30 protein-coding genes are annotated in these 23,258 nt (G+C 57.6%); 27 read left to right on the top strand and 3 right to left on the bottom strand.

The window, feature by feature from the left end; genetic code table 11:
• Nucleotides 1-42: 42 nt before the first annotated feature.
• Both I5L79_RS21730 and I5L79_RS21725 read left to right on the top strand, forming a co-directional pair.
• Nucleotides 43-891: a ParB N-terminal domain-containing protein gene (locus I5L79_RS21730; protein ID WP_196957195.1), complete on the top strand. Its 849-nt coding sequence runs from the start codon at nucleotides 43-45 to the stop codon at nucleotides 889-891.
• Between the two features lie 3 nt (nucleotides 892-894).
• On the top strand, nucleotides 895-1,641 hold the full coding sequence (locus I5L79_RS21725) for an RNA polymerase sigma factor (protein WP_196957194.1): 747 nt from the start codon (nucleotides 895-897) through the stop codon (nucleotides 1,639-1,641).
• 43 nt (nucleotides 1,642-1,684) lie between these two features.
• Here the strand turns inward: I5L79_RS21725 and I5L79_RS21720 are convergent, their stop codons facing one another.
• Nucleotides 1,685-2,488, bottom strand: coding sequence for a hypothetical protein (locus tag I5L79_RS21720; protein ID WP_196957193.1), 804 nt, complete (start codon nucleotides 2,486-2,488; stop codon nucleotides 1,685-1,687).
• Between the two features lie 102 nt (nucleotides 2,489-2,590).
• Nucleotides 2,591-2,893, bottom strand: a complete 303-nt coding sequence (locus tag I5L79_RS21715; RefSeq protein ID WP_196957192.1) for a helix-turn-helix domain-containing protein — start codon at nucleotides 2,891-2,893, stop codon at nucleotides 2,591-2,593.
• Nucleotides 2,894-3,060: 167 nt separating this feature from the next.
• Between I5L79_RS21715 and I5L79_RS21710 the strand changes: the two genes are divergently transcribed.
• From I5L79_RS21710 to I5L79_RS21615, 20 genes are all read left to right on the top strand, one after another.
• Entirely contained in the window at nucleotides 3,061-3,849 is a 789-nt protein-coding gene (locus tag I5L79_RS21710; protein ID WP_196957191.1) for a terminase small subunit, read from the top strand.
• A complete protein-coding gene (locus tag I5L79_RS21705; protein ID WP_196957190.1) occupies nucleotides 3,824-5,233 on the top strand; it encodes a hypothetical protein in 1,410 nt (469 codons plus the stop codon). Before I5L79_RS21710 ends, I5L79_RS21705 begins: the two co-directional genes overlap by 26 nt.
• Nucleotides 5,234-5,322: 89 nt before the next feature.
• Entirely contained in the window at nucleotides 5,323-5,940 is a 618-nt protein-coding gene (locus I5L79_RS21700; RefSeq protein ID WP_196957189.1) for a hypothetical protein, read from the top strand.
• 147 nt (nucleotides 5,941-6,087) lie between these two features.
• Nucleotides 6,088-7,959 (top strand): hypothetical protein, encoded by a 1,872-nt coding sequence (locus I5L79_RS21695; RefSeq protein WP_196957188.1) that lies wholly within the window; start codon nucleotides 6,088-6,090, stop codon nucleotides 7,957-7,959.
• Between the two features lie 101 nt (nucleotides 7,960-8,060).
• Nucleotides 8,061-8,492 (top strand): hypothetical protein, encoded by a 432-nt coding sequence (locus I5L79_RS21690; RefSeq protein ID WP_196957187.1) that lies wholly within the window; start codon nucleotides 8,061-8,063, stop codon nucleotides 8,490-8,492.
• A gap of 1 nt (nucleotide 8,493) precedes the next feature.
• Nucleotides 8,494-8,718 carry a hypothetical protein gene (locus tag I5L79_RS21685; protein WP_196957186.1) on the top strand — a complete coding sequence of 75 codons (225 nt, stop codon included), beginning with the start codon at nucleotides 8,494-8,496 and terminating at the stop codon, nucleotides 8,716-8,718.
• 2 nt (nucleotides 8,719-8,720) lie between these two features.
• Nucleotides 8,721-9,011, top strand: coding sequence for a hypothetical protein (locus tag I5L79_RS21680; RefSeq protein ID WP_196957185.1), 291 nt, complete (start codon nucleotides 8,721-8,723; stop codon nucleotides 9,009-9,011).
• A 2-nt stretch (nucleotides 9,012-9,013) separates the two neighbouring features.
• A complete protein-coding gene (locus tag I5L79_RS21675; protein WP_196957184.1) occupies nucleotides 9,014-9,931 on the top strand; it encodes a hypothetical protein in 918 nt (305 codons plus the stop codon).
• 9 nt (nucleotides 9,932-9,940) lie between these two features.
• Nucleotides 9,941-10,960 carry a hypothetical protein gene (locus tag I5L79_RS21670; protein WP_196957183.1) on the top strand — a complete coding sequence of 340 codons (1,020 nt, stop codon included), beginning with the start codon at nucleotides 9,941-9,943 and terminating at the stop codon, nucleotides 10,958-10,960.
• A 10-nt stretch (nucleotides 10,961-10,970) separates the two neighbouring features.
• Nucleotides 10,971-12,152 (top strand): hypothetical protein, encoded by a 1,182-nt coding sequence (locus I5L79_RS21665; protein ID WP_196957182.1) that lies wholly within the window; start codon nucleotides 10,971-10,973, stop codon nucleotides 12,150-12,152.
• 2 nt (nucleotides 12,153-12,154) lie between these two features.
• The gene (locus I5L79_RS21660) at nucleotides 12,155-12,598 is read left to right on the top strand and encodes a hypothetical protein (protein WP_196957181.1); all 444 of its coding nucleotides are present in this window, start codon (nucleotides 12,155-12,157) and stop codon (nucleotides 12,596-12,598) included.
• Nucleotides 12,598-12,918, top strand: coding sequence for a hypothetical protein (locus tag I5L79_RS23895; protein ID WP_231403264.1), 321 nt, complete (start codon nucleotides 12,598-12,600; stop codon nucleotides 12,916-12,918). Before I5L79_RS21660 ends, I5L79_RS23895 begins: the two co-directional genes overlap by 1 nt.
• Nucleotides 12,919-12,922: 4 nt before the next feature.
• A complete protein-coding gene (locus tag I5L79_RS21650) occupies nucleotides 12,923-13,555 on the top strand; it encodes a hypothetical protein (protein ID WP_196957180.1) in 633 nt (210 codons plus the stop codon).
• Nucleotides 13,552-13,851 (top strand): hypothetical protein, encoded by a 300-nt coding sequence (locus tag I5L79_RS21645; protein WP_196957179.1) that lies wholly within the window; start codon nucleotides 13,552-13,554, stop codon nucleotides 13,849-13,851. Before I5L79_RS21650 ends, I5L79_RS21645 begins: the two co-directional genes overlap by 4 nt.
• Nucleotides 13,852-14,274 (top strand): hypothetical protein, encoded by a 423-nt coding sequence (locus tag I5L79_RS21640; RefSeq protein ID WP_196957178.1) that lies wholly within the window; start codon nucleotides 13,852-13,854, stop codon nucleotides 14,272-14,274. It abuts the gene before it with no gap.
• Between the two features lie 68 nt (nucleotides 14,275-14,342).
• Entirely contained in the window at nucleotides 14,343-14,621 is a 279-nt protein-coding gene (locus I5L79_RS21635) for a hypothetical protein (protein WP_196957177.1), read from the top strand.
• Nucleotides 14,622-14,816: 195 nt separating this feature from the next.
• On the top strand, nucleotides 14,817-15,311 hold the full coding sequence (locus tag I5L79_RS21630; RefSeq protein ID WP_196957176.1) for a hypothetical protein: 495 nt from the start codon (nucleotides 14,817-14,819) through the stop codon (nucleotides 15,309-15,311).
• Nucleotides 15,311-15,742, top strand: a complete 432-nt coding sequence (locus I5L79_RS21625; RefSeq protein ID WP_196957175.1) for a hypothetical protein — start codon at nucleotides 15,311-15,313, stop codon at nucleotides 15,740-15,742. The genes I5L79_RS21630 and I5L79_RS21625 overlap by 1 nt, the downstream gene beginning before the upstream one ends.
• Nucleotides 15,743-15,847: 105 nt before the next feature.
• On the top strand, nucleotides 15,848-16,321 hold the full coding sequence (locus I5L79_RS21620; RefSeq protein WP_196957174.1) for a hypothetical protein: 474 nt from the start codon (nucleotides 15,848-15,850) through the stop codon (nucleotides 16,319-16,321).
• A gap of 1 nt (nucleotide 16,322) precedes the next feature.
• Entirely contained in the window at nucleotides 16,323-16,679 is a 357-nt protein-coding gene (locus I5L79_RS21615; protein WP_196957173.1) for a superinfection immunity protein, read from the top strand.
• Here I5L79_RS21615 and I5L79_RS21610 read toward each other — a convergent pair.
• The gene (locus I5L79_RS21610; RefSeq protein ID WP_196957172.1) at nucleotides 16,676-20,527 is read right to left on the bottom strand and encodes a phage tail tape measure protein; all 3,852 of its coding nucleotides are present in this window, start codon (nucleotides 20,525-20,527) and stop codon (nucleotides 16,676-16,678) included. The genes I5L79_RS21615 and I5L79_RS21610 overlap by 4 nt on opposite strands.
• A gap of 895 nt (nucleotides 20,528-21,422) precedes the next feature.
• Here I5L79_RS21610 and I5L79_RS21605 point away from each other — a divergent pair.
• The 5 genes from I5L79_RS21605 to I5L79_RS21585 form a co-directional block, all read left to right on the top strand.
• Nucleotides 21,423-21,809 (top strand): hypothetical protein, encoded by a 387-nt coding sequence (locus I5L79_RS21605; protein ID WP_196957171.1) that lies wholly within the window; start codon nucleotides 21,423-21,425, stop codon nucleotides 21,807-21,809.
• An 11-nt stretch (nucleotides 21,810-21,820) separates the two neighbouring features.
• Nucleotides 21,821-22,126 carry a hypothetical protein gene (locus I5L79_RS21600; protein WP_196957170.1) on the top strand — a complete coding sequence of 102 codons (306 nt, stop codon included), beginning with the start codon at nucleotides 21,821-21,823 and terminating at the stop codon, nucleotides 22,124-22,126.
• The gene (locus I5L79_RS21595) at nucleotides 22,123-22,494 is read left to right on the top strand and encodes a hypothetical protein (protein WP_196957169.1); all 372 of its coding nucleotides are present in this window, start codon (nucleotides 22,123-22,125) and stop codon (nucleotides 22,492-22,494) included. The genes I5L79_RS21600 and I5L79_RS21595 overlap by 4 nt, the downstream gene beginning before the upstream one ends.
• 49 nt (nucleotides 22,495-22,543) lie before the next feature.
• Nucleotides 22,544-22,888 (top strand): hypothetical protein, encoded by a 345-nt coding sequence (locus I5L79_RS21590; RefSeq protein WP_196957168.1) that lies wholly within the window; start codon nucleotides 22,544-22,546, stop codon nucleotides 22,886-22,888.
• A gap of 11 nt (nucleotides 22,889-22,899) precedes the next feature.
• Nucleotides 22,900-23,258: hypothetical protein (locus I5L79_RS21585; protein WP_231403263.1), on the top strand; the 359-nt coding region annotated here is incomplete at its 3' end.

The raw sequence follows: 23,258 nt of genomic DNA, 5'->3' as shown, positions 1-23,258 counted from the left end.
CGAGAATCTCGGGTTTTACCAAATTTTCAAAACAAGCCTGTCATGAGTGCCTCCCCTCAATTCGATAACCTCACCGCCGAAATCACCGCCGCCCTTCCGCCGGCCGTACTTACCATTGTACAGGATACCCCGGCCGCCGAGACCGGTGCTGCCCTGCAATTTCCAGAGCCGACCGGCGAAGTGCGGCATACCAAGGAGTACGATATTTTCAAACTGATCGACTCCAACCGGGAAATAGACCAAGCCCAGGTTAAGCGACTTGTCAAGAAGATACAGAAGCGCAACCTGCTCCACCTGCGCCCGATGGATGTTACGATGGAGTACGGGGTAATCGACGGGCAGCACCGCCTGGAAGCCGCCCGCCTGCTCGGGGTATCCATCTACTACCGCCTGGCCCCGGAGCTGAGTAAGGCCGACATTGCCGAACTGAACTCTTCAGCCAAAAACTGGACGAGCGCCGACTACCTGAATTACTGGACGGTAGAAGGCAAGGAGCACTACATTGCCCTGAGCCGTTTCCTGAACAAGCACCCCAAGTTTAAGCTCACCACGGCCAAGCTGCTGGTGGGAGGGCAGGGGAGTAGTCACCACGACTTTCTGGCTGGGTCGTTCGAGGTGCGCGACTATGCGAAGGCGGAACAGGTAGCCGCCTTTGTGCAGCAGATAGCCGATGAGTGGGGCTTTACCCATGCCTTCAATCCGCGCTTCGTGATGGCCATCAACTACTGCCTGACGGAAGTTGCCGACTTCGAGCCGGCGGTTCTGCTGCGAAAGATTGGCCTCCAACCCCGCGAACTGCAGCCCTGCGTCACCTCGGCCAAATACATCGAACTGCTGGAGGAGCTGTACAACTACAAAACACAGGAACACCTCCGGGTGCGGTTCCGGTAGGCAATGAATGAATATCAGGCCCTCACCCAGCTACTTCTCGGGCAGGTGCGCTTGTTTTACCAAACGGATGATGAGCGCCACCTCGCCCCGGTCTTCTACCACCTGACGCGCTACCTGGACCGCAACGCTAAAAGCAGGCTCCGCATGACGTGCCCCGACCGGCGGCACGACCTGGTGCAGGATACTATACTCGGCATCCTCACCGGCCTCCGGAAGCGGCACTTTGACCCAGGGCCCCGCGAAGATGGGAGTGAGGGGCCTATCCTGGGCTGGGCCGCCCGTATCCTGCACAACCAGCATGCCGCCCTGTTTCGCGGAAAAAAGATACCAGGGGAGCCCACGGCCGCCGAAGACCCTTTCTTGCACCTGCCGGCTTCAGTAGTGGCCGAACCCGATGAGATAGAGCTGCACCTGGGCGAAGAGCAGGCCGCTACCGTCCTCGGCGCCGCTACTAAGGCGGTACTCGCCCTGCCGGGCAGGCTTCGGGAGTGCGTTATTCTGGCGCAGTACTACGGCCTGCCGCGCGCGCCGGCAGCTGCCTACCTCGGGATTTCGGAAACCTTGTTTCGGGACCGGTTATGTCGTGCCATGCGACTACTGCGGCAGTGGGCCGAACAACACCCGCAGCTCGCGCCGACGCCCGAAGTGTACGCGGCCCTCTCTGGAGTAGATACCGGCGCATTGTTCAGGGAACGTCAGCCGGTCAAACGAAAGGGAAGCGGTCCAGATAGGTTAAAAATGGCTAGTTAGCCGCCCCAGCTTCAACTCCGTAAATTCTACGGAGTTGAAGTCGTTATGTGCCGGCCGGCCGAATACCGAAGCCAATAAGCATCTCCTTGAGGCCCTGCTCATCGGTCGCTTCCTGCTTCAGCTGCTCCTGCTCCTTCTCTATGTTATGGTAGGCTGCCCACATTGCATTCCGCTGAGCCTCCCTCATTTCCTCCTCGGTTGGTGGGTTGTCCTTCAGGGTTTGCATGAACTTCCGGTAAATCGGCATAGCTAGTTTGCTGACAGTATCCAGATGCTTGGCAGGCGCCAAGTTGGGCCACTCGCCAAAGGGCCGGTGCTCTGATACCCTGGTCACCCAGCGGAGGGCATCAGACTTGCGAGGGTGGGTGATGCACCAAAGAGCCTGATCCAGCCAGCGGCCCATTAACTGGGCGTCCTTCTGGCCCTGTAGCACCCAGAGCTTCGGCAGGTAGCCTTCATACACAACGCGGGGCTTCCTTACCTCCAGCATGACGGAGCCCTCGCGGAAACCGTTACGAAAGTATACCCCGATACCCTGGGCCCTGAACCGCTCCAAATGCTCCGGGTAGTCCTCCATCCGGAGCCGGTCGGATAGCTCAATTTCCAGCGGGCAAAGATCAAATGCCAGGTCTGCCGTCAGCTTCAGCCGCACTCCACTGCCCTGCGCCACTATCTCGTACGCCCCAGGCTGCAGCTCTTCAATCTTCCACAGGTAGTACTCTTTGACTGGGCTGGGCCAGCAGTCTCTACTCCACCAAGCCGGGTAAGCCCAGCCACCCAGCCGTAGTGGGTGCTTATGCCCCCGGGCAGACATATAATCAGACGGAAGGGCGGGGAACTGTGGCATAGGGGGGAGGGTAAGGCGTACAATATACCCAAACGCTCGGGGCAGACAAAACCCATATAAGCACCCTCACTGGCCCTGAACTTTAGTATCAGTCGCCAGCGCCTACAAGCGGCGCGCCGGCCTTCCCTGTACCCGCTGTGGCGCCGGCCGCTCCCCGTCAAACATCTTACCCTTGCCGTGTAGCACCCACTCGGTCCGCAGGTTCAGGGCCTCGCATGCCTTCAGGAACTTGTCCAGGCTCAGTGAGCTCTTGCCCTTCTCAAACTGTGATACCGCCGCCTTGCTGATACCTACCACGTCGGCCACCGCCTGCAGCGTGAACGAGGCCTCAGCCCGCCCTTCGGCAAACCGGCGCTGGTAGTCGGTTTGTTGGCTTGCGCCAGAGGAAGGAGTAGCTTGATCCATGGCGCAGGCGTATGTTTTGCGGGGAGCAATGATATTACATTTTGCCATATGCCTTACCACACCAAGCCCTGCCCGTAACGGCGGGGTTTTTTCTTTGCCAGTGTGTTGGAAGGATTTATGTAAAGTATTAGTTTACTTTGCAGATAGTATCTAACACGTTTTCAGCCATGTCTGGAAGTCAAGAAGAGTCGCCGGAAGCCGTAGAGCTAACGGACAAGCAACGCCGGTTCATTGAAGAGTACCCGAAAGATTGCAATAAGGCCGCGGCCGCCCGCCGGGCTGGGTACGAACCACAGTATGCGGCCCAAATGGGCTACGAGAACTATATAAAACCCTATATCCGCAAGGCAATCGATCAGCGGATGCGGGAGCTGGCTATATCAGGCGATGAAGCCCTGAAGAATGTCAGCGACATGGCCACGACTCGCCTGAATGACTTCTTGGTCGTTCGGCAAGTGCAGGGCTATGAGCAGGTTGAAATGTATGTGAGTGTGCTGGCGGCCAAGCAGCGCGAAGAGATTGAGTTTATTGAGGAGTTCGCCGGCCGCGAGAATATTCGGCTATTCGACTCGGAGGGGGGGCTGACTGCAATAGGCAAGCGCCTACAAAAAGCCAAAGAGCAGCTGCTGGAGTACGAGTTGGAGATGCTGCACCATGGTAAGGACCTCATACGCCTGGTTGCCGGCAAACCGATAGCAGTAGAAGTGGCCGACCTGGACTTGGTGGCTATTGCCCGGGCGAAAGAAGAGGGCCGCATCAAGTCCTACAAGCTCACCAAAGACGGGGTGTCAGTAGAAATGTATGATGCCCTGGCAGCCAACCGGGATCTACTCAAAATTGACGGCCGTTTTGTGGACCGCGTGGAGGTAAAGGATACGACCGAGGTAGACTACTCGAAATTAAGCAAGGAGGCCCTAGCCGAAATACTCAATGCCACCCAGCCTAAGCAGGACTAACGCGCTGGTCGCGGCCTTCAAGGCGGGGTTTTACGACCTGCTAAGCCTGAATCCCAAGCAGCAGGAGGCGCTGCAGATACTGATGGACTCAGACACCAAGGCGCTGGCCTTCGGTGGCGGAGCGAACGGCGGCAAGTCCTGGCTGGGCGGCGAGTGGTTGATGCTCTGCGCACTTGCCTACCCGGAAACCCGCTGGTTTATCGGCCGGGAAGAGTTGAAGCGCCTGCGCGAGTCGACCTTCCTGACGCTGGGCAAGGTGCGGCGCAGCCTGGGTATTGCCCGGGAGGCCTACAAATACAACGGACAGGACCACTATCTGCAGTTTGCCAATGGCAGCCGCATTGACTTGTTGGAGTTGAAGTACCTGCCCTCTGACCCGCTATATGAACGCTATGGCTCGGTAGAATATACCGGTGGGTGGATTGAGGAAGGCGGCGAGGTAGCCTTTGAGGCGTATGACACCCTGAAATCTCGCGTAGGCCGGCAACTCAACGATAAGTACGGACTGCTGGGCAAAATTCTCATTACCTGCAACCCGAAAAAGAACTGGCTCTACACCGAGTTCTATAAGCCCTTCAAAACGGGGAAGCTACTTCGGGGGCTTCGGTTTCTGCAGTCACTGGTAACCGACAACCTCAAGCGGGAGAGTGGAGCTATCGAGGCCCTGGAAGGCATCAAAGACAAGATAAAGCGGGAGCGCCTGCTGCTGGGCAACTGGGAGTATGACGACGACCCCACCGTGCTGGTCCCCTTCGAGCATATAGCCGACCTGCCCCGCAACACCCATGTACCGGACGGACTGCCCGCTATCACCGTCGACGTTGCGCGCTTTGGCTCAGACAAGTCTGTTATCTGGTCCTGGCGTGGCTTTCGCGCCAAGCTGGAGCGGGTGCTTGTCGGTGCTGACACCACGGTGGTGGCCAAAGCAGTGCGGGAGGTAATGCAGGCCCGGCAGTGCCCGCCGTCCCGCACGGTAATCGATGATGATGGTATTGGCGGAGGTGTGCGCGACCAGATACCTGGCTCCATTGGCTTTGTCAACAACAGCCGCCCGCTACCTGATCCAACATCGGAGCGCGACCGGAATACTGGTAAACAGCTGCCCGAGAACTATGATAACCTCAAGTCGCAGTGCAAGTTCCGCATGGCCGAACGGATGGTTAAGGCGCAAGTCTACATTGAAGACCCGGGGCCCACTGTCTGGGAGCTGCTCAGCGAGGAATTAGGGCAGTGGAAGCGCATGGAGGAGGAAGACCGCAAAATGCGCGCCGTGTCCAAGGACAAAGAAAAGGAAGCCCTTGGGCGCTCCCCTGACTATGCCGACCCCCTGTATCAGCGGGAGCTGCTGGAACTTGTGAGGCCTCAACGCCGTGGCTTGCTGTAAAATACTTGCAAGTATGTAAACTAATACTTTACTTTACCGTCTCTAAGTTCTTCACTTCTTGAAGTGTAACTCTAAACCCCCAGACGGTCATGGCCAACGAATGCGACCTGCCCTTAATCGGAGTCGAAAACAACTCCCAAAACTGCGACGCTCAGGGCAACCCATTGCCGGCTCTGGGGCAGCAGATTGTTAAACTGTTCTACCAGGACTCGGATGGCGACGTTCCGTCCCTGGCCACCCAGTCAGCCGCGCAAGCTGCTATGACTGCCGCTGGTGTTGATCGGGTGTACACGCTCGACAACATTGCCGCTGGTGTGGTACCTGCCGCGGCCGACCAGACGCTCAGCGGTAACGATGTGCCCTATGGCGCCACGGTGACCACCGGCCGCACCCGCACTACCACCGGCCGCGCGCAGTACCCAACCCCCGCTACCACGGTGCAGGTGAATACCATCAACAGGCGCAGCGCCACCGGCAAAACCCTGCGCGTGTGGCAGCTCGACAACAAAGGCTACCTGCAGGGGCCCATCGAAGACGCCAGCTTGATCTTCGGCGCCCTGGAGCGCGGCGGCCTGGGGCAGGCAACCCCCACCAACTACCCGTTCACGCTCACCCACGAAGGCATTGACGAGCCAGCCATCAGCCCCGCCCCGCTGCCCTTCCTGAAGACGCTGGTAAACGCCCCGGCTGAAGAGCCCGAAGTCTAGTCACTTTCTCAAGCCGCAGTCCCTGTGCTACTACAGCCCCCTCAGATACTAGCGCTCTGTGAAAAGCCGGTCCATCAGCAAGAACTGCTGAAGGGCCGGGCTTTGGAGGCACGGCATAGACTACATCTGGAAGGGGACTCTGCCCAGGTGCTGGCGTTTCTGCGGGAGCAGCGTATCGAGCTCACCAGCGAACAAGCGCAGCTGGTGCTGGAGAAGGTTGGGGAGGGCGGCACTATGCCAATTTACGATAGCCTGACCAACGTTATCAGCAAGGCCATTGCCGCCCCGGGCACGAACTACTATTTTGAGTTCAGCGACCCGACGCTGCAAGAGGACTTTGATGCGTACCTGAAGGACAATCGGCGCACCGGGCAGACCTTCTTTCAATCCTTCAACCCCACCTGGTTTAAACAGGCGCAGGTTGGCTTCCAGGGCGTGTTCCTGGTTGATCTGCCGGTGATGACCGATGCGAATGCGGAGGAGCTGCTGCAGGATAGGCCCCGGCCCTTTTACCGCTACGTTGCCTCGTCGGACATTCACGACATCGAAGTAAACGGCAACCGGGTCGAGTACTTGATCCTCTGGCAGCAAACGACCGCCGACACCAAAGACTTCTGGGTGTGGGATGACAGCAGCTGCTACCGGGTACGGCATCAGCAGGGGGAGTATATCCGGCTAACGGCGGAAGACACCCAGCACGAGCTGGGCTACGTGCCGGCCTATCCGGTCACCGCGATTCAGCCGGACGAGCGCCGGCCCGTTTTGCGCTCCAGCTTCCTGGCGAAGTCGCTGCCGCTGGCCAACGTGTACCTGCGGGACTTTTGCAACCACGAACTAGGCAAAGCCCGGTTTGCGAATCCGAAGCCCTGGAGCTACGGCGTCAAGTGTGACCATACCCCGCCGCCGGTTGAGGGCTACCGCGCCACCTGTGACGCGGGTTGGCTGCATTACCCGGGTATTGGCAAACAAAAGTGCCCGCGCTGCAAAGGCATGGGCCGCTACATTCCCTACGGCCGGGATGAGGGGTATATCCTGGAAGTTCCTGAAAAGGGCGACGAGCCTATCACGCCCCCGGCTGGGTACGTGATACCCGACCTGAAAAGCCTCAAGTACATCGGCGATGAACTGGTAAAGAACGAAGCCAAGATTGAGAAGGCGGTACTGGGTAAGGAGGGGATTCTGGCCATGCAGTCCCGGCAGGAAACAGCCCTCGGGAAAACCATCGACCTGGGCCCAATGGAGGCGCGCCTCTCGCTGGTGGCCGACAACTGGATAGAGTGCCAGAAGTTCGTGCTGAACACGTTTGCCGTGTACCGCTACCGCGAACAGTTCCTGCGCTCCTCCTGCAACGCCGGCCGCCGGTGGACGCTGCTGGGCGCCGCACAGTTGGAGGCTGACTTTGCCGCAGCCAAGAAGGCCGGGCTGGATGAATCGATTCTCTACAGCTACCTGGAGGACATCATCTACACCAAGTACGCCAATGACCCGATGGAGCTGCAGCGAAACCTGCTGAAGCTGGAGCTTACCCCATTCCCCACCTGCACCGTGGAGCAGGCCCGCGCCGACGGGGTGGCCACGGCCTACGATCTGGCCCTCAAGCGCTACCTGAACGACTTGGTCGTTCGCTTCGAGGAAGAAAACGGCTCTATTCTGGAGTTCGGCAGCCTGCTGGCCCCGTCCGAGAAGCTGCGCCGCATCCGCGAACAATTCTCCCTGTATCTGACGGATATCGCCCAGCGCAGCCCCGTCTTTACCCTCATGCCCCCTCTTAACGCCCCCGCCGCTGCTGTCCCGGCGACGGCGCCAGCCTTTACCGTAGGAGATGCCGTGATGGTCAAGCCGGGGATGGCGCACATGCCCGCCCACGAAGGGCTGAATCTGACCATTGCGCAGGTGCAAGGTGATACCTACGCTGTGAAGCTGCCTGACGGGTCCGTGCACAAGTGGTACACGACGGATGAGCTAATGGGTATGAGCCCCGCCACTAAACCTGCTAAAGCGCCTGAAATGGCGATGTAACCATGAAGAAAATGCCCAAAGGCATGCCAATGCCCAAGAAGCCCGGCGGCAAGAAGAAGCCCGGCAGCAAAAAATAACCTCTTACCTAACTGAAAAAAGCAATGAGCAAGCAACCTTCACCTTCCTCGCCCCAGTCGCAGCAGCCGCCCCAGTCGCCGCCTGATATCGCGCCCCTGGAAGCTTCCATCGACGCCCGGGAGCAGGAGCAATCCAACATCGACGCCCTGCAGGAGCAAGGCGATAAGCGCCCCCATCTGACGGCCCGGGAGCAGGAGCTGGAAGACGAGCTGGCCAAACTCCGCGGTCAACTAGCCGAGGCCACCAAGCCCGCCGCATCCGCCAAGCCCTACCCAGCTTACAAGCCAGCCAAAGACGAAGAGCACCTGACGCACGTTCGCATTGTCCGCTTGGGCGGGGAGGTGCTGGCTGAGCCGGTGGTGAAAGCCTTCGACTCCCACCAGTACCGCACCAGCATCAGCAAGCAGGCCGGTTTCCAGGCGGAGGTACTCCACAAAGGCAAGGCCGCTAAGTAAGATGACAAACAAAGTCACGCTCCAGGCCAGCGACACGAAAAAGTCGCACCAGTTCGACCCCAAGCACGCTGCTACGCTGCTGAGCTACCCCGGCTCCGTGTGGAAAAAAGTAGAAGCCGATGGCGGTACGACGCCCACGGCAAAGACCCCGGCAGTAGCTGAAGCGCCCGCTGAAGCTCCGGTTGCTGAAGCGCCGGCCAAGTCAAACAAGAATAAGCCCGCATAGCTATGGCCACGCCCGTAGAATTCCCCGAGCAAAACTGGCTGCTCAAAAAGCCGGACAGCATGAGTGACGATGAGTGCGTGTCGTTGCCCTGCTTTGTTGATAATCAGCAGGTCGTAAGCTGCTGGGCGTTCACACCTGAGGAAATGGCTGTGCTGAACGCCAACGGCGGCAAGCTCTATATGGGAGTCTACGGGCAGTCCACGCCGCCTATCTGGCTGAGCCCCCGCAATCCTTTTGTCCGCCCTGATGAACAGACGGAAGTAATTGGCACCTCACTGGCAACAATGCCCTAATCATGCTCAACGAAAAAATCGTTTCTGATCTGGCCGAAAAGCTCGGCCTGCCGGAAGTTTTAGAACAGTTCCGTTCGACCGAAACACCGGCCGATGGAGTGAATCCCTTCGCCGAAAAGCTCGGCCTCGTAGAAACATTTTCTGCTGAACAGCTTACCGCCAGGCTAACCAACGAACGGCAGATTGCCGCCGCTGAAGCCACGCGCACCGCTACCGGCAACACCTACGGCGCCATTGATTCGCGCGTACTCAAGGCCACCGGCATCCCTAAAAACGAAGGGGAGCGCACGGATGACTACACAGAGCGCGCTTTCAAAGAGAAATTCGGCAAAAGCGGCGGCGACGAAAACGCCGAGCTTACCCGCCTGCGCGCTGATATTGCCGCCAAAGACCAACTGCTGACGCAGAAGGACACCGAGCTGCAACAGGTGCAGGTGAGGTACGCCACAGAAGCCAAGCAGACGCAGATCAACGCCCGCCTGGATGCCGCTATCAACACCTTGCCCATCAACACCACGCCCGAACTACTGGACTCGCAGCGCGAGTTCGTGAAGTACCGGCTGTCGCAGAAATACGACATCGACGTGGTAGAGGGCAAGGAGCAGTTTACCGACAAAGTAACCAAGGAAGTGAAGCGCGACTCCAAAACCGCCGCGCCCATGACCGCAGCTGTCCTCGTGGCAGAGTTCGCCCCTACGGTGGTGAGTTTGAAAAAACAGTCCGTTACGACCGGAAGCGGGTTCCAAGGCTCCGGCAATGATTTCAACAAGGAAGACGACGCGGCCACCTTCGATTTCACCAAGTACACCAGCCTCAAGGAGTTTGCGGAAGACCTGAACAAACAGGGCATTCCGTCTGGCTCCGACAAAGGAGGCAAGGTGTACGCGGCATTCAAGAAGGCACGTCCCGACCTCAAGTAACCTACCACTATGGCCTTTGACGCCACCACTTTGCTCGAAGCCCGTGCGGCTATCGAAAACGCTCAAACCGCTGGTGTAACTCGCAACGAGCTGCGCATGCCCAACTTTGGCGCCTTCAAGGCCCACGTTGACAACGCGCCGCTGCTCATTCCGGGCCTGGACATCACCGACCTGCGCAAGTACACCGGCCAGCCCACCAAGATTCCGGTTCTGGTGAAGGGCGCCGCCGGCTCGGGCACTACCCGCAAATGCGCCGGCCAGGGCACCGGTACGACTGCCATGAAATCCCTGTCGTTCAACACGATTGTGGAGGAATTTGCCGTGTCATACCTGGCCTCGGCTACGAACCAGATGGACTACCAGAAGCAGTTTAACTTCCAGTTGGCTGAGCGCCTGCGCTCGGGCTACACCCGCCTGGAAACCTTGTCGGCTGCTCACCTGGAGACCATCAAGGCGACCATCAACAACGGCACCCGGTATTCTACCACGGTGGCCGGCGCCAAGCGCGTGCCCTTCGCGGACTACAACCGCCTCTTTGGCCGCCTGACCACGGAGATGATGGGCAACGACTTCTCCGGCCTGGCCGATATCGTCGCCTCGCCCAACCTGGCAGACGCCTGGAGCTACGTTCTGCGTCAGGGTGCTGCCAACGGTGAAAACCTGGGCTTCCAGGTGGATGACTTCCGCCCGTACTTCTCCCGCTTCGTGAATGATGGTACCGGCGTGGATTCCACGGCCTACCTGTTCACCCCTGGCACCATCGGCGTGTTCCCCTGGACCAACCAGCTGCACCGCGACGGCAAGGACATCGGCACCGACGTGTGGACGACCTTCACCGACCCCGTAATGGGCATTACCTGGGAGCTGAAAGTGAAGCGCGGCTGCGCTGACTCTTCGGCTACCGTAGCCGGTGGCGAGGCTGACTACGTGGAATCGTTCGTGCTGTCGGCCGAGTTTGCCTTCACCGAGGCCTACTCGTCCAATGGTGACACCGGCGTGTACAAGTACGAGGTACTGGACCAAGTATAATCACACCCCTATGCTGCGCCTGAACGCTCTTGCGCTTGCACTACAAGGAATCGTCGGCTGGCGCGAGTCGGCCGGCGATTCTTGTGTGGAGGCATTGACGCCCGCCCTGACGGAGAGTCGTTCGGGGCTGTATCTGAATGACCTAAACGAGCTGGTGACACTGCCGCTGCTGCAGGAGCTCAAGCCGGAGAAGGAAACCCTGCCGGCTTTTCTGCAACGCATTACCGACGACACCCTCAAGACGTTTGTAGCAGAATTTGCCAACGAGCGCAAGCTGTCGGCCAAAACCCTGCTGCCGACTACACCTCTGTTTTCTGGGCTGGCCAACCGCGCCAACGCTGTAAACCCGCTGGGCCGCTTCGTCGGCTTCCAGCTAAATCTGCGCAACCGGGTGGGTGTGGCCACCCAGGTGCCGCGCATCGGCCTGCAGCTGGACGCGCTGCTGACCCAACCCCTGCCCATCTATGTCTACCGCTCCGATCAACCGGACGCGATGCTGCTGTTTCAGGTGCAATCCGACTCCGGAGACCGGGCCAACTTTGTGAAGTGGGTAGAACTTACCGCCCAGGGCGAGGGCGCGCCCACGGGCCCGTATGATGTGTCCGCTGCCGCAGAGCCGGACGTTACGCTCTACATCGGCTACTACGAAGACGATCTGCTGGATGTGCGGGCACTGTACAAGGACTTCACCGCCGGCCCCTGCGGCTGCCCGGGCGACCCCTACGAAAGCTGGAAAGACTACGCCTGGCCCCGCGCTATTTCGGTGCCGGCGGAAAGCCTCGATGCTGACCGGCTGCTGTTCGATACGTCGGCCGTGCGGCTCGAAAGCCAGAGCTTCGGCCTGAACCTGGAGCTGCTCAGCTACTGCGACCTTCTGACCGCCCTCACATCAGAAGAAAACCAGGAGCGGCTGGCGCCCTGTGTGCAGCTGGCCCTGGGCATCCGCATGCTGTCCGTGGTGCTGGGCTCAACGACCATCACCCAGCACTCGCAGCGGGCCGATATCCAGGCTGATGCCTACGCGCTGCTCACGCAGTACGAGGCGCGCCTGTGGGGAGGCAAAGACCTCAGCACGCCAGATGTTTACTATCCGTCCATGGTGAAGAATGTCGATCTGGGGTTGAGCGGGCTGGACAGCAAATGCCAGGAAGCCAAGCGCGACCGGGTGAGTGTTGCCTCTTTAAACGGGTAGTCATGCTTGATCAGCTGGAAGCCCTCGCCACGCGCATAGAGCGATTGCCAGCCGCCGTTCGGGAGGAGCTGGGCCGCCTGGTGCGCGACGGGGGCGCGCTGCTGCTCGACATCAATCGGGGCTACCTGGAGGCAGGCAAACTGCCGGACGGGCAAGTTATCCAACCGGGGGGCTACAGCCCAGCCTACGCCAAATTCAAGGCCAAATACGGCAAGTTCAAAAACACCGCCTACGTCGACCTGAAGCTGACGGGTGAGTTTCTGGATTCATTGGAGCTCCAGGACACGGCAGAGCTTCAATATTTGATTGTTGCCACCGACGAAAAGTACGCCTTTTTACAGAAGTACGGCGAGTTGTTGGGCATCAATGAGGCTGATTTGGATGATTTCGTGCGCAGTATCTTACAGCCTGAACTAGACGCCTTTATCGGGCGGTATTTGGACTGATGGCAGGAGAGCAGCAGGCAGATTATTTCAAGGACTACGGCGACGGCTCTTTTCGGGTAGTAGAGTTCTGGATCCTCGAAAAAGACGGAATAAACAATCTGCATTGCGCCAATACCCTACTGGAGTGGGCGGATGTTTCGCAGGTGCAGGCTTGGCCGGACCCCAATACGCTCCCCGAAGACGTCACGCCGGAGGGGCCTAAGTGCTTGGTGTACTGGTGCGGCAAGGAAATGAAGCTGCTGGCACCCTTCACGCAGGTAGCGAAAGCATGGCGCGACAACCGCCGCAAGGCCCGATTTCAACACATAGGCATCAACTAACGCTATGACCTGCCAACCCGCCCCTCTGCCCATTGCCAGCCCGCGCCTCGCGCAGCGGCCGGTGCATACGCTGCTCGATGCCTTCGCCGCCGGTCTGCCCTGGCTCTCGAACGCCTACGGCCTGGTGCAGACCGGGCAGCGCGTGGTAAATAAGAAGGCGGAGCGCTTCCCGCAGCTCTACCTGCAGGATGGTAGCGGAAAGCATGCAGATCTGCGCCCCGACGAGAAGCAGGCCACGCTGAGCTTCTTTGAGCGCAACGGCCCCGATTCCTTCGACTGGGACGAAGGGGCCGAAGGCATCGCCGGCAAATGGTCGCACCCGCTGGCCATGGTGTTGTGGGCGAACCTGCCCAGGATTGACAACCGGGGCTATGACTACTCCGACGAGCTGATGGCCGACGCCATGCGGGTACTCACCGACACCCTGCCGGATGCGGAGGTATTGACCGTAGAGCGCCGGCCCGAGGAGGTATTCCGGCGCTACGGGTGGGAAGTAGCCCAGCACCAGCTGCTGATGTACCCCTATGCCGCGGCTCGCATTGTTTTCATTGCCCACACGCCCGGGCTGATCGACTGCACCGGCCCGTTCACCGTGCAAGTGGGCCCCACGGCCTGCCCGCCTGACTTACGCCCATGATACACGCCCTCGCTGTTTCCCTGCTGGCTTCCTTGCTCCTGGCTTCGCTGGTGCGCGCCGCGCGGCCCGGCAACCTGCTACACAGTACCGTAGGCGCTGCCTGGGAGTGGTGGCTCGTGTACCGGCCTGTATGGCTGCCGGCCAAAGCCAGCGGGGACTGCGCCTTCTGTACCTGCTTTTGGGTACCCGGCCTGCCCGTTGCCGCGCTGGCGGCCCTGTGTACCCCGGCCGGCGGCTGGGCCGTGTGTGTGCCTCTGCTCGTGGCTTTTCTCTGTGAACACTTTACTTCCCGCTAAATGCTGCAACTCGAAACGCCCACGGGCTACGTGCTCACTGTTACCGACACCATCCGCGACGTGTCGGCCGGCAATTACCTGCGCTTCTCCCAGGCCTGCAGCCGCGAGGCCGGGCTGGGTTCTGACATGCGCGACGCCAACAGCCACCTGCGGCGCATCGGCATGTTTCAGGGTGCGAAAAAGTACGATGCCGCCACCGAGGAGTGGAACAACCTGATGCTGTGCCTCAACAACCTGGAAAGCGGGGAAAGCACCAAGGCCGAGGCCCTGGCCACCGTCGTGATCAGTATTGCCCAGCCCGCCGATAGCACATTGGAAGGCAAGCCGGTTATTACGGGCGCCGACGTGCTGGCTACCGGGCTCACGCAGCAGCAGTTGGAAGAGACGCTCGACGCTGTAAAAAAAAACTTCAGCGTGAACTGAGCCGGGAGTTTCCCGCCCGCTTCCCATCTGTTCAGTCGGCCATAGATGAGCAGCTGCGGCAGCGCCTGGTGCTGGAGTGTCTGGATTTACTGGAAGAGCAGGAGGGTACGTACGCCGGGCCGCTGGCCGAAATCAACGACGTGCTGCTGCAGATGATGCTGCCAGCCATCTACCGGCCCGATGCAGAGCATAACGCCGAACGGCTGCTGGCGCGGGGTTTTGAAGATGCCTGCCTGGAATTGAAAACTCACTACCATGTGCAGAACCCGAAGGCGTTGAGTTTGTATGATTTTGTGCACCACCTGGACTACTTCGAGCGGGCGAAAGGGAGTAAGCAAGCCATATGATACTCGCGCATGTACTATATAAACGCGCGCGTTTATATAGTATTGGGCATACACCGAAATATGTTGTCGCACAAGAAATATTTTAAATTATTTCTTGCTATGCGGTGTTCGTCCCTTGAAATGGCCGTATAATGGCCTACTTTTGTGGGCCTGTAGTAGGAGTCCCACCCAATTAGAACCTCCTAGACTGTAACTATGATGACCTCCCACGCCGCCAAACACAACGAAACTGGCAATGACGAGCGTGTGCATGATTTGCTAACGCGCGTTAGCAGTGAGTTCGCAGGCGCGGCTAACTTCTTAAGTGAGTATGGTATTGCAACACAGCTTGCTCAAAAGGCAGACTTGTTGATTACCTCTCCGTTGCAATACTTCATGGAGTCGCAAGAACACCTCAGCGCAAGAGCTGCTGAGTTGCTCCATGCTATTGTAGTAACTCATGTCAAAAGCATTGCTGCTGAACATTCAGTTGCAGGTTTCTGGCAGGTCGGCAACTTCGCTGACAGCGGTGTATTGGAATACACTATTGCTTTCCATGACTACACCTTGGATAACCGAGCTCCTTTCCGTGAGTTCCGCCTTGACTACAAGGAGAGCGGCTTTGAGACACTGGCTCCATTGGTTTTCCATTTGATCCCGAGTTCATTAGGCTCTTCGGTTATTGCATCAACTGAAATTGCAATAGCTTAATGAGTCAGGATGGCGTTAATTCTTACCTCAATAAAGCAAACCATAACCAAAAGTTAGTTGCTGTATTGAAAGACCAAGGGAGAGATGGATTCCCTGATTGGGTCGTAATAGTGATGTTCTACACTGGGCTACATTGGCTTAGTGCTTGGTTGACAAGAGAAAGATGCCCTAAAGCAGGTTTCTCGAGCCATAGCGCAACCAGATCTACCATTCACTATTCGCCACGATTCAAGCCAGATACCCATATCCCCGTAAGTAAAAACGCCTACAATGCTTATATTGAGCTGTACGACATGAGTTGCACTGCTCGATATGAAGGCTTTCTGGATGAAAAAGCCATGAAGGCATTCGAAATGGAAGAAATAGCGCAATCCGAAGAGGCGCTTGTAATTCTAAAACGATTCTTGGAAGGCAAAGGAATGAGCCTGTAAGACAAAAGCCCCGGCATCGTCGGGGCTTTTTTGTGCCCCGACGATGCCGGGGCTATACTGGGTAAAAGCGCATGGGCACTCCCGCCAGTTTATTATATTGGCGGAATGAAAACTCTATTCTACATCCGTACCCTATTCCTGTGCCTATCCTTAGCAGCCGCCGGCTGTGGCGGCGATGAAGACGAGGAGAAGACAGCCCCGAAGTCTGAGCGCATCCTGGAAGTGCGGTATTCTGGCGCCGGCCTCACTGGGCTAGGTGCGGCGGTGTCAGCTACTAGCGCGTCGCACCTGGGAAACAACCCCGACGATAAACAGGTGGTTGAATTCTCGGAGAACATCGCCACGCCCGAGGTAAGCGCCACGAAGTCTACCAACAAAATCCCGGCCGACTATGATGTGTCGGTAAGGCTGAGCTTTCTCAATGTGAAGCCGCCCAAGGTGGTGCCTGCAGGCAGCTACCTAACAGCAGATTTGTACATCGATGGCACCTTGCGCAAAACAGTACGCATAGACAATAAAACGCCCAATAATGGCCTGTTTGTAACAGCTGCTGAAGGCATCCTTTACAACGAGTGGTAGTATGTTCACTGTACTCCTTTTAGATGCTGAGGAAGGGCTCGGTATCACAGAAACCATTGGGGCAGCTATTGCCTTCGGTATCTACTTCCTGCCCGCCATCATTGGCAGGAACCACCGGCAATCCGGAAGCATTGCACTGCTCAATCTGCTGTTGGGGTGGACCATCATTGGCTGGATAGCAGCACTCATATGGTCGGTATCCACGCCCACGCCTGTGATTGTGCAGCAGGCCCCACCAGCCCCAAAAGAAAACCCATCGGTAGCGGATGAGCTATTAAAACTCAGCCAGCTACGCGACACGGGCGTGTTATCGGAGGAAGAATATCAGCAGCAGCGGACCAAGGCCCTGAGCCGCTAAGACCTGTTCAGGATGCTATCCACGTAGTGTGTGAGGCTGCCGGCCTGCTTAATGGCACGCTCAATGCCGTTGTCGGTGTAGTTGGTGTGGAAGGTCTTCTGGTTCTTGATAGCCTGCACCACCCTATCTACCCCGGCCTCGCCTGCCTTGCGGAGCAGCTCAGCCAGCTGCTCTGGCGTCAATTCCGATTGCCGGTTGTTGGCTAGTGCCTGGGCGCTGCTGCTAAATGACGAAGCGGTCAGCGCCGACTGCCGCGCGTCAGCGGCCCGTAGGATGTCGGCCGTTTTTGGCGCTGTGTGCACCTTATCACCGGCGGCCAGAAACACAACAGAGGGCTTCTGCACCAGCTTCATGCCACCACTACGGCCCTCGATCAGCTCCGGACCACGCTCGGCTACCTGCGCCCATTCAGCGGGGCCGTTTTCCCTGCCTTTGAAATACTGCGGTAAAGGCTGAGACGCAATCACGGCGGCCTGGATTGCCCCGCTCGCCAGGGCGATGGCAGCAAACGGAATACCGGCGGGAATACCCAACTCCGAAATCGTTTTGGCCACCGCCACCGCTGTTTGAATGGCCACGGAGATTAACGCTTGCGTTTTTTCGTCGCGGGCTGCCTTGCGCTTCAGGTCGCGGATGCGCTTATCATATTGCTCCTCGATAGAAGCGCGCAGCTCAGCGTTGTCACCGGCACCCCTGACGGCCTGGTCGCGGTTGTACTCCTCGTTTTCAATCCGTTGCTGGTTGCCCTGAGCTATGAAGTCAAACAGCGCCTGTTCGGCCTGAATAGCCAGATCAACGGACTGTTGAATAATTTCCCGCCTCCGCTCTTCTGACTCTCGAAACCGCTGCACCCGCAGGTCGTTTTCCGCGCCCACCTTTTCGCCATACTCCCGCATGCGTTTCAAGGCGTCGTCGTTGATCTGGTCAATGGACTTCTGCCCCTTCAGAAACGCACGCGTGTCGATAGTGGGCACAACCGGGTCTATCGGCTCCGATACTACGTCCTTCTCGTACTGCGCCAGAATTTTCAGTTGCTTGGCTTTCTCTGAGAGGGTAATAGCTACCCGCCGATTGGCCGCGGCCTGCTCAGCATCGTTGATTTCCTCATTCGTGACCTTGCGCCGCTTCTTGATGCGCGCCAGCTCCAGGTTCACCTCTGCCAGTTGGGCCGCTGTTTCCTGCTTGGATATTTCGATGCGGATGTCACGGGCCCGGCGCTGGGCATCGTTGATGATGTCCTCCGTGCCAGCTACAGCCTCTGCATAGGTTTCACGCGAAATGATGCCCTTGGAGAACAGCGCAGCCTGCTCCTGCTGAAACTGCTTCGTGCGGGCAATGGTCTGCTCCATCTGAGCAAGCGAAAGCTCCAGCTCCGCCTTCCGACGTTCGGCCAGGGCTTTGGCGTTGCGGTTCAGGGCTTCCGTGTTTTCATCCAGCGACTCCGTGTCCTCATCGGTGGGAAGGATAGACTGTGCGGCTTTAGCTGATTCAATACCGAAAAGACGCTGCACATCGGCGGCACTAAAACCTAAGTCAGCCAACTGCTTTAGCGTGGCGTTGTAGCGCTGTGTTGCCTCTGTAGCCTGCGCTGTTGCGCTGTTGCGCTTGTTGAACGAATCAACATAAGCTAACTGCGCCGCCTGCTGCTCCTTGGAAAAGGCGGCATTGTTGGCGTTTGGGGTAACAAAATCAAACTTAAGCCTTAGCGACCCGAATTTGGAGAACTCGCTTACACGCAGGTTTAGTTGCTCTAGTTCATCCTGTCGCACCTTCATGTCCCGCTGAAAACCTTTAGCCGCCGCCGACTCGGCCACCGCCTGTTCTTTGAGGGTATTAGCCTGCAAGGCAAGCGTTCCGGCTGTCTGGTTAGCCAGCAGTAGTCTTTGCTTGATTGCGTCCCGTACGGCGTCTTTATTCAATACAAGCGCGCCGGTTTCTTTCTCGATACTCACCACGCTTTGCCCTAGCGAGTCGCGCAGTTTGAGCGTGATAATATCCAGTTCTTTCTTTTCGGCAGCGGTGGGCTTGAGGCCGTTGGCGGTTAGCTCTTCATAGCGTGTAAGCAGGGCCTGCGCAGAGCGCCCCTGCGCTTGATTGGCCGCAATGACGCGCCCGGTAGCTTCTAGGTTCTCCTCAAAGGACTTGGTAACCCCTGAAATCCGGCCAATAAGCCCAGACAGCCCGTTGAAAAGACTACGCACCGCCGGAGCCACACCGGCAATGAAGGCCACGCTAGCAGCCTTCGCAGTGGCTACTAAGCGGTTGCCAGCAACGGCGGTGTTGTCAAGTTGGCGGGCTGCCTGTTCGCTGGCTGTCTGCGTTCCGGTTAGGGCAATGGTGAGTGACTTTACCTTGTCGCGCCCATCTACCAGAATTTTGGCAGCGTTGGAGTTTTCCAGCCCAAACAGCTTAGTGTACTCTGCTGTACTGAGGTTCTTCTTGCCTAGATTATCCAGCGCCTTGTCAAGCCCAACTATTTCGGGGTTGGTGTCTCGCGCCCCCGACGCCAGCTTGGCAAACACGTTGCGCAGGTTTACGCCCGCCTGCTCGCCTTTTATACTGCGCTCTGCGAGTACCTGAATCAGCGCCACCGATTGTTCGATACTGGTGTTGGCGCTAGCGGCATTCGTGCCGAAATACTTCATGCTGGCAGCCGCCTGCGGAATAGTAGCGGCGCCTTCTTTCGCTCCCGCCGCCAACGCATTGACATAGCGGCCCGCCTCGGCAGCCGGGGCAAGGAACTGATTCATTACGCCGGTTAAGGCTTCGGCAGCAGGCGCTAAATCTTCGCCTGACGCGGCAGCCAGCAGCAGGGCCTGCTCTGTTACAGCGGCTAATGCATTTTTGTTTTTCAACAAGGCGGGCTGTGCAGACCCGATTTTCTCAAACGCGGCTAGCACTTCGGCTCCTGATTTACCCATAGCCGGGCCGATGCGGTTTGCCTGTTCAGCGTAGAATTTCAGGTCTTCACCACTTGCGCCAGTTAAGGCAGACAAGCTGCTTTGCGCCTTTTCAAATTCCACAAAAGAACCTACTGCCGCATCAACAGCCTGCCCTATCCCATTTGCCAGGGCCTCAATACCAAAGTAGGCAGCGACAAAGCTTTTAACCAGACCTTCACCGCCCGCGCCCGCCTCAGAAAAGCGGGAGGCGTTGCTAGCAACGTTGCGAAACGACGCGCTAGTTGCCCTGTCAAATTCAATAATACGCTCCGTATTGTCGGCTATCTGCTTCTTTAGCTTGTTGGCGTGTTCGCTGCTACTGTCAAATCCGGTATCCAGCGCCCGCAGTTCGGCCCGCAGCTTGTTGGTTTGAAGCACAAGGGCGTTGTAGCTCCCACTTGCCGCAGTAAGCTCCGTGTTGGCTCCTTTAAGCGCCTGCGTAAGTAGCTGGGCTTGGTTTTTGGTTGTTAGAATTTGTGCGGCGTACTTCTTTGCCGCCTCAATATCGTTATCATTAATCGACTTCTTTAGGGCTGCCTGCTGTTCGCGTAGCGCGCTGGTTAGCTGTTTAGAGGCGGCTTCTGTTTCTTTCAGCAGGCCCGCCTGCCCAGCTTCCGCCTCCTTAAGTTTTCTCTTAGATTCCCTCAGTTTCTCGACAACAGGGAAGAGTTCTCGCAGGGCTTTTATATCGGCGTCGTTAACGAGGTTCAACCCGTTCCCCTTATCACGCACCTCTATTGCTGCCGCGCGGATAGCCGCGAACTCATTTTGAATACGCTTGCTGTTCGCTTCCAGCCCTTTGGCAAAAGCCGAAACGGCCCTTGCGAGTTCGTTTACATCGTTGGCTGTTTCCTGTACAGCCTCTCCGCCAACGATGTATTTAGAAAGGTCAATTTTTGCATCCATTACTCAGGTTATTAGGGCCTGAGCAAATATAATGTAAAGTATTAGTTTACCACTTAAGCTTTAAGTATCTGATTCCCTTGGTAGTGCCAGTATGATAAACTTGATAATCCGGGCTTACAGCCAGGGTCAAAGAATCGTTGCGCAACTGGTTCAGTGAGTCGCTGAATTGAAACTTGGTATGCACAACGTATTCCAGCACGGTAGTGTCTGCTGGGCTGGGCTGCCCTTTGTGAAATGCTACCGAGTCGCCTATTGTAACGGCTCGATACTGTGTCATAGTGACGCTAGCGGCTGGGTAAAGCTCCTTAACACGCGCAACCGCAGCGCCCACCGCCTTTTGCGGGCGATCGTCTGCTTTCGGCTGACACCCCCAAAGGGCTACAGTCAATACCGCTAGATAGATTCTTTTCATAGCCGGAAGATAGCAAACCGACCGGAAACCATACGCCCCGCCTACTAGCTTGCTAGCCGCAAATCCTGACGCGTAGAGGCTTTTAAAGGGAGGTTGGGGCAGGCTTCGGTTTATCCAAGCCAAGTGCCTCCACAATGTACTCGCTTAAGCCTCTATCTGCTTCGGCCGCCAACTCTGCAAGACGTTGGTACTCGGCATCAGTAAAGGACAGGTTGCGACCCTTCTTTAGTCGGGCTGGGCTTTTTGGTGGGCGGCCTATTCTCTTTGGTTGATTTTCCATAGGCACAAATATAGCGACTTTAGTTGTTTCGATGCGCAAGAAAATAAATTGTTAAAATCTTTTCTTGTTCCTTTGATTGCGCAATGAAACTATGTACCTTTACAATGTTCTGAAAGAGAAAGGGCCACCCGCAGCAACGGATGGCCCCCGATTCAGAGCCGGGCCAGCAAGCCCGATTCTTTTCACACTATAACCGCAAAGGTATGCAACTGCAAACCAACCTCGCAAGCACAGCAATGCTTGCCCCCGCCAACCCGCTTGCCCCCGGCAGCGAAATCTACCACGCCTTCCGTTTGCTCCAAGCCCGGCAGGCCATTATGTACCACATGGCTAAATCGGTGTTCACCGATGCCGAACGCCTCCGCGCCAACGATAGCGCCTATCAGTGCGAGAGCCTCGGCCAACTGGCCCTGTGGCTGCGCAACGTGCGCCGGGTAGCTTCCGAGCGCACGGCCCTTGCCGCTGCCGCCGCTACGCGCATCCTGCGGGGCCGCACCAGCGACTACGCCGGGGGCATGAGTGCCGCCGCCGCCGGTTATGCCTTCACCGCCGAAACGGGCCTCACCTCCTGGGATTTAGCTAACCTCTAAGCCCCGCCCCGATGTTCATTTCGCACAAACAGGAAGCCCCTACGGGGGCTTCCCTAGCGGAGCCTTTGCGCCCGCAAGTCGTGGCGGATATTCTGTCCGGCAAGCTGGTAGGCGTGACGCTCCGCACGGCCCAACACCCCGAAGGCGTGGAAGTAGCGGTACTGCCGGAAGTGGCCCTTCATATCGGCTCTCTGCTGGTAGACGCCGCCCTCGCCCACCTGCCCGCTTTTGATGCCGCCCTTGATGAATTACGCGCCCGCCACCTGAGCCGCCGCGCCCTATATCTGTCCACCTGCCAAACCAACCCCGCCCAATGAAAGACGCCGAAAAAGAACTCCGCGAAGTGATTGCCTACCTTGACCAAGCCCGCGCTCTGATGCAGGCCCTCACTGAAATTAAACGCGCTTTTGAGCTTGGAGAGGCCGTAGAAGTCGCCTTCCGCTCCACCCGCACTACGGCTGTTGCGCTTAGCTTAAAAGGAGAGGGTAAGGACTTAGCGTATAGCTTGGCAAATCAGGCTATGCTGCGGGTAATTGAGTTGGAGCGGCAGGAAGTGTACTGGTGCGGGGAGGTAGCTTTTGAAGCCAAACAGAAGCAAATCGACATAGCGTTGCGCCTCAATCAGGACAAAACCTTTCGGGAAGTAGCAGACAGCATCGAAAAGGAGGGTTGCGCAGGTGAGTAAGCAAATGCAAGCCCGCCCCGAGGGAGTTCGGGGCGGGAGACGCCGGGCAGTGTGGCTGACCCAGCAAAACGGGCGCAAGGCGGTGCTGTATGTTATCCGCTGCTATGGCAACGGGGAATCCTTTTACAAGGTCGGCATTACGTTCTGCCTTTCGGCCCGCTTCACGCCCTTTAAAATGCCCTACAAGTGGCGCACCATAGCCCGGTATAGTTCGCAGAGTGCGGGTAAGGTATTTGACTTGGAACAGAAGATTCACGCGGCGGGGTTGGCTTCTTACGCGCCCCTGCTGCCCTTCGCGGGGAAGTCTGAATGCTACGCGGAAGTAGAAGCGATTCTTTCCCTGCTGCCTGCAAAGGGATTGTTTATCTTGAAACAAGTAAACGTTGATGTGTGATGCCTAAGAAAATGACACAGGAGGAATTTGTAGCGCGGGCCGTGGCTGTTCACGGTTCGTGCTATGATTATTCGCAGGTTATTTACATTAGAAGCGGGCATAAAATCAAGATTATCTGCCCCGAGCATGGCGTGTTTGAGCAGACAGCTAACGACCATATAAAAGGGATAGGCTGCGCGAAATGTGCTGGCACAGCTAAGTTGAGCTTAAACGAGTTCATAGCAAAAGCCCGCGCCGTTCACGGCACGAAATACGACTATTCGCAGGCGGTGTACACGAACAACAAAAGCAAGATCAAGATTATCTGCCCCGAGCATGGGCTGTTTGAGCAGGTAGTTGCGAGCCATTTAGCGGGGCTTGGCTGCAATGC

It is taken from the genome of Hymenobacter guriensis, assembly GCF_015773195.1.
Lineage (GTDB): Bacteria > Bacteroidota > Bacteroidia > Cytophagales > Hymenobacteraceae > Hymenobacter > Hymenobacter guriensis.
The sequence above is the reverse complement of the archived record's forward strand: the minus strand, read 5'-3'. Positions and strand labels throughout refer to the sequence as shown.

Coding starts and splice junctions, on each gene's coding strand:
- I5L79_RS21665 (WP_196957182.1), top strand. CDS start 10,971: ATGCTGCGCCTGAACGCTCTTGCGCTTGCACTACAAGGAATCGTCGGC.
- I5L79_RS21600 (WP_196957170.1), top strand. CDS start 21,821: ATGTTCATTTCGCACAAACAGGAAGCCCCTACGGGGGCTTCCCTAGCG.
- I5L79_RS21700 (WP_196957189.1), top strand. CDS start 5,323: ATGGCCAACGAATGCGACCTGCCCTTAATCGGAGTCGAAAACAACTCC.
- I5L79_RS21715 (WP_196957192.1), bottom strand. CDS start 2,893: ATGGATCAAGCTACTCCTTCCTCTGGCGCAAGCCAACAAACCGACTAC.
- I5L79_RS21730 (WP_196957195.1), top strand. CDS start 43: ATGAGTGCCTCCCCTCAATTCGATAACCTCACCGCCGAAATCACCGCC.
- I5L79_RS21595 (WP_196957169.1), top strand. CDS start 22,123: ATGAAAGACGCCGAAAAAGAACTCCGCGAAGTGATTGCCTACCTTGAC.
- I5L79_RS21725 (WP_196957194.1), top strand. CDS start 895: ATGAATGAATATCAGGCCCTCACCCAGCTACTTCTCGGGCAGGTGCGC.
- I5L79_RS21625 (WP_196957175.1), top strand. CDS start 15,311: ATGAGTCAGGATGGCGTTAATTCTTACCTCAATAAAGCAAACCATAAC.
- I5L79_RS21645 (WP_196957179.1), top strand. CDS start 13,552: ATGATACACGCCCTCGCTGTTTCCCTGCTGGCTTCCTTGCTCCTGGCT.
- I5L79_RS21630 (WP_196957176.1), top strand. CDS start 14,817: ATGATGACCTCCCACGCCGCCAAACACAACGAAACTGGCAATGACGAG.
- I5L79_RS21650 (WP_196957180.1), top strand. CDS start 12,923: ATGACCTGCCAACCCGCCCCTCTGCCCATTGCCAGCCCGCGCCTCGCG.
- I5L79_RS23895 (WP_231403264.1), top strand. CDS start 12,598: ATGGCAGGAGAGCAGCAGGCAGATTATTTCAAGGACTACGGCGACGGC.
- I5L79_RS21720 (WP_196957193.1), bottom strand. CDS start 2,488: ATGCCACAGTTCCCCGCCCTTCCGTCTGATTATATGTCTGCCCGGGGG.
- I5L79_RS21680 (WP_196957185.1), top strand. CDS start 8,721: ATGGCCACGCCCGTAGAATTCCCCGAGCAAAACTGGCTGCTCAAAAAG.
- I5L79_RS21690 (WP_196957187.1), top strand. CDS start 8,061: ATGAGCAAGCAACCTTCACCTTCCTCGCCCCAGTCGCAGCAGCCGCCC.
- I5L79_RS21620 (WP_196957174.1), top strand. CDS start 15,848: ATGAAAACTCTATTCTACATCCGTACCCTATTCCTGTGCCTATCCTTA.
- I5L79_RS21675 (WP_196957184.1), top strand. CDS start 9,014: ATGCTCAACGAAAAAATCGTTTCTGATCTGGCCGAAAAGCTCGGCCTG.
- I5L79_RS21705 (WP_196957190.1), top strand. CDS start 3,824: ATGCCACCCAGCCTAAGCAGGACTAACGCGCTGGTCGCGGCCTTCAAG.
- I5L79_RS21710 (WP_196957191.1), top strand. CDS start 3,061: ATGTCTGGAAGTCAAGAAGAGTCGCCGGAAGCCGTAGAGCTAACGGAC.
- I5L79_RS21685 (WP_196957186.1), top strand. CDS start 8,494: ATGACAAACAAAGTCACGCTCCAGGCCAGCGACACGAAAAAGTCGCAC.
- I5L79_RS21640 (WP_196957178.1), top strand. CDS start 13,852: ATGCTGCAACTCGAAACGCCCACGGGCTACGTGCTCACTGTTACCGAC.
- I5L79_RS21605 (WP_196957171.1), top strand. CDS start 21,423: ATGCAACTGCAAACCAACCTCGCAAGCACAGCAATGCTTGCCCCCGCC.
- I5L79_RS21660 (WP_196957181.1), top strand. CDS start 12,155: ATGCTTGATCAGCTGGAAGCCCTCGCCACGCGCATAGAGCGATTGCCA.
- I5L79_RS21610 (WP_196957172.1), bottom strand. CDS start 20,527: ATGGATGCAAAAATTGACCTTTCTAAATACATCGTTGGCGGAGAGGCT.
- I5L79_RS21670 (WP_196957183.1), top strand. CDS start 9,941: ATGGCCTTTGACGCCACCACTTTGCTCGAAGCCCGTGCGGCTATCGAA.
- I5L79_RS21615 (WP_196957173.1), top strand. CDS start 16,323: ATGTTCACTGTACTCCTTTTAGATGCTGAGGAAGGGCTCGGTATCACA.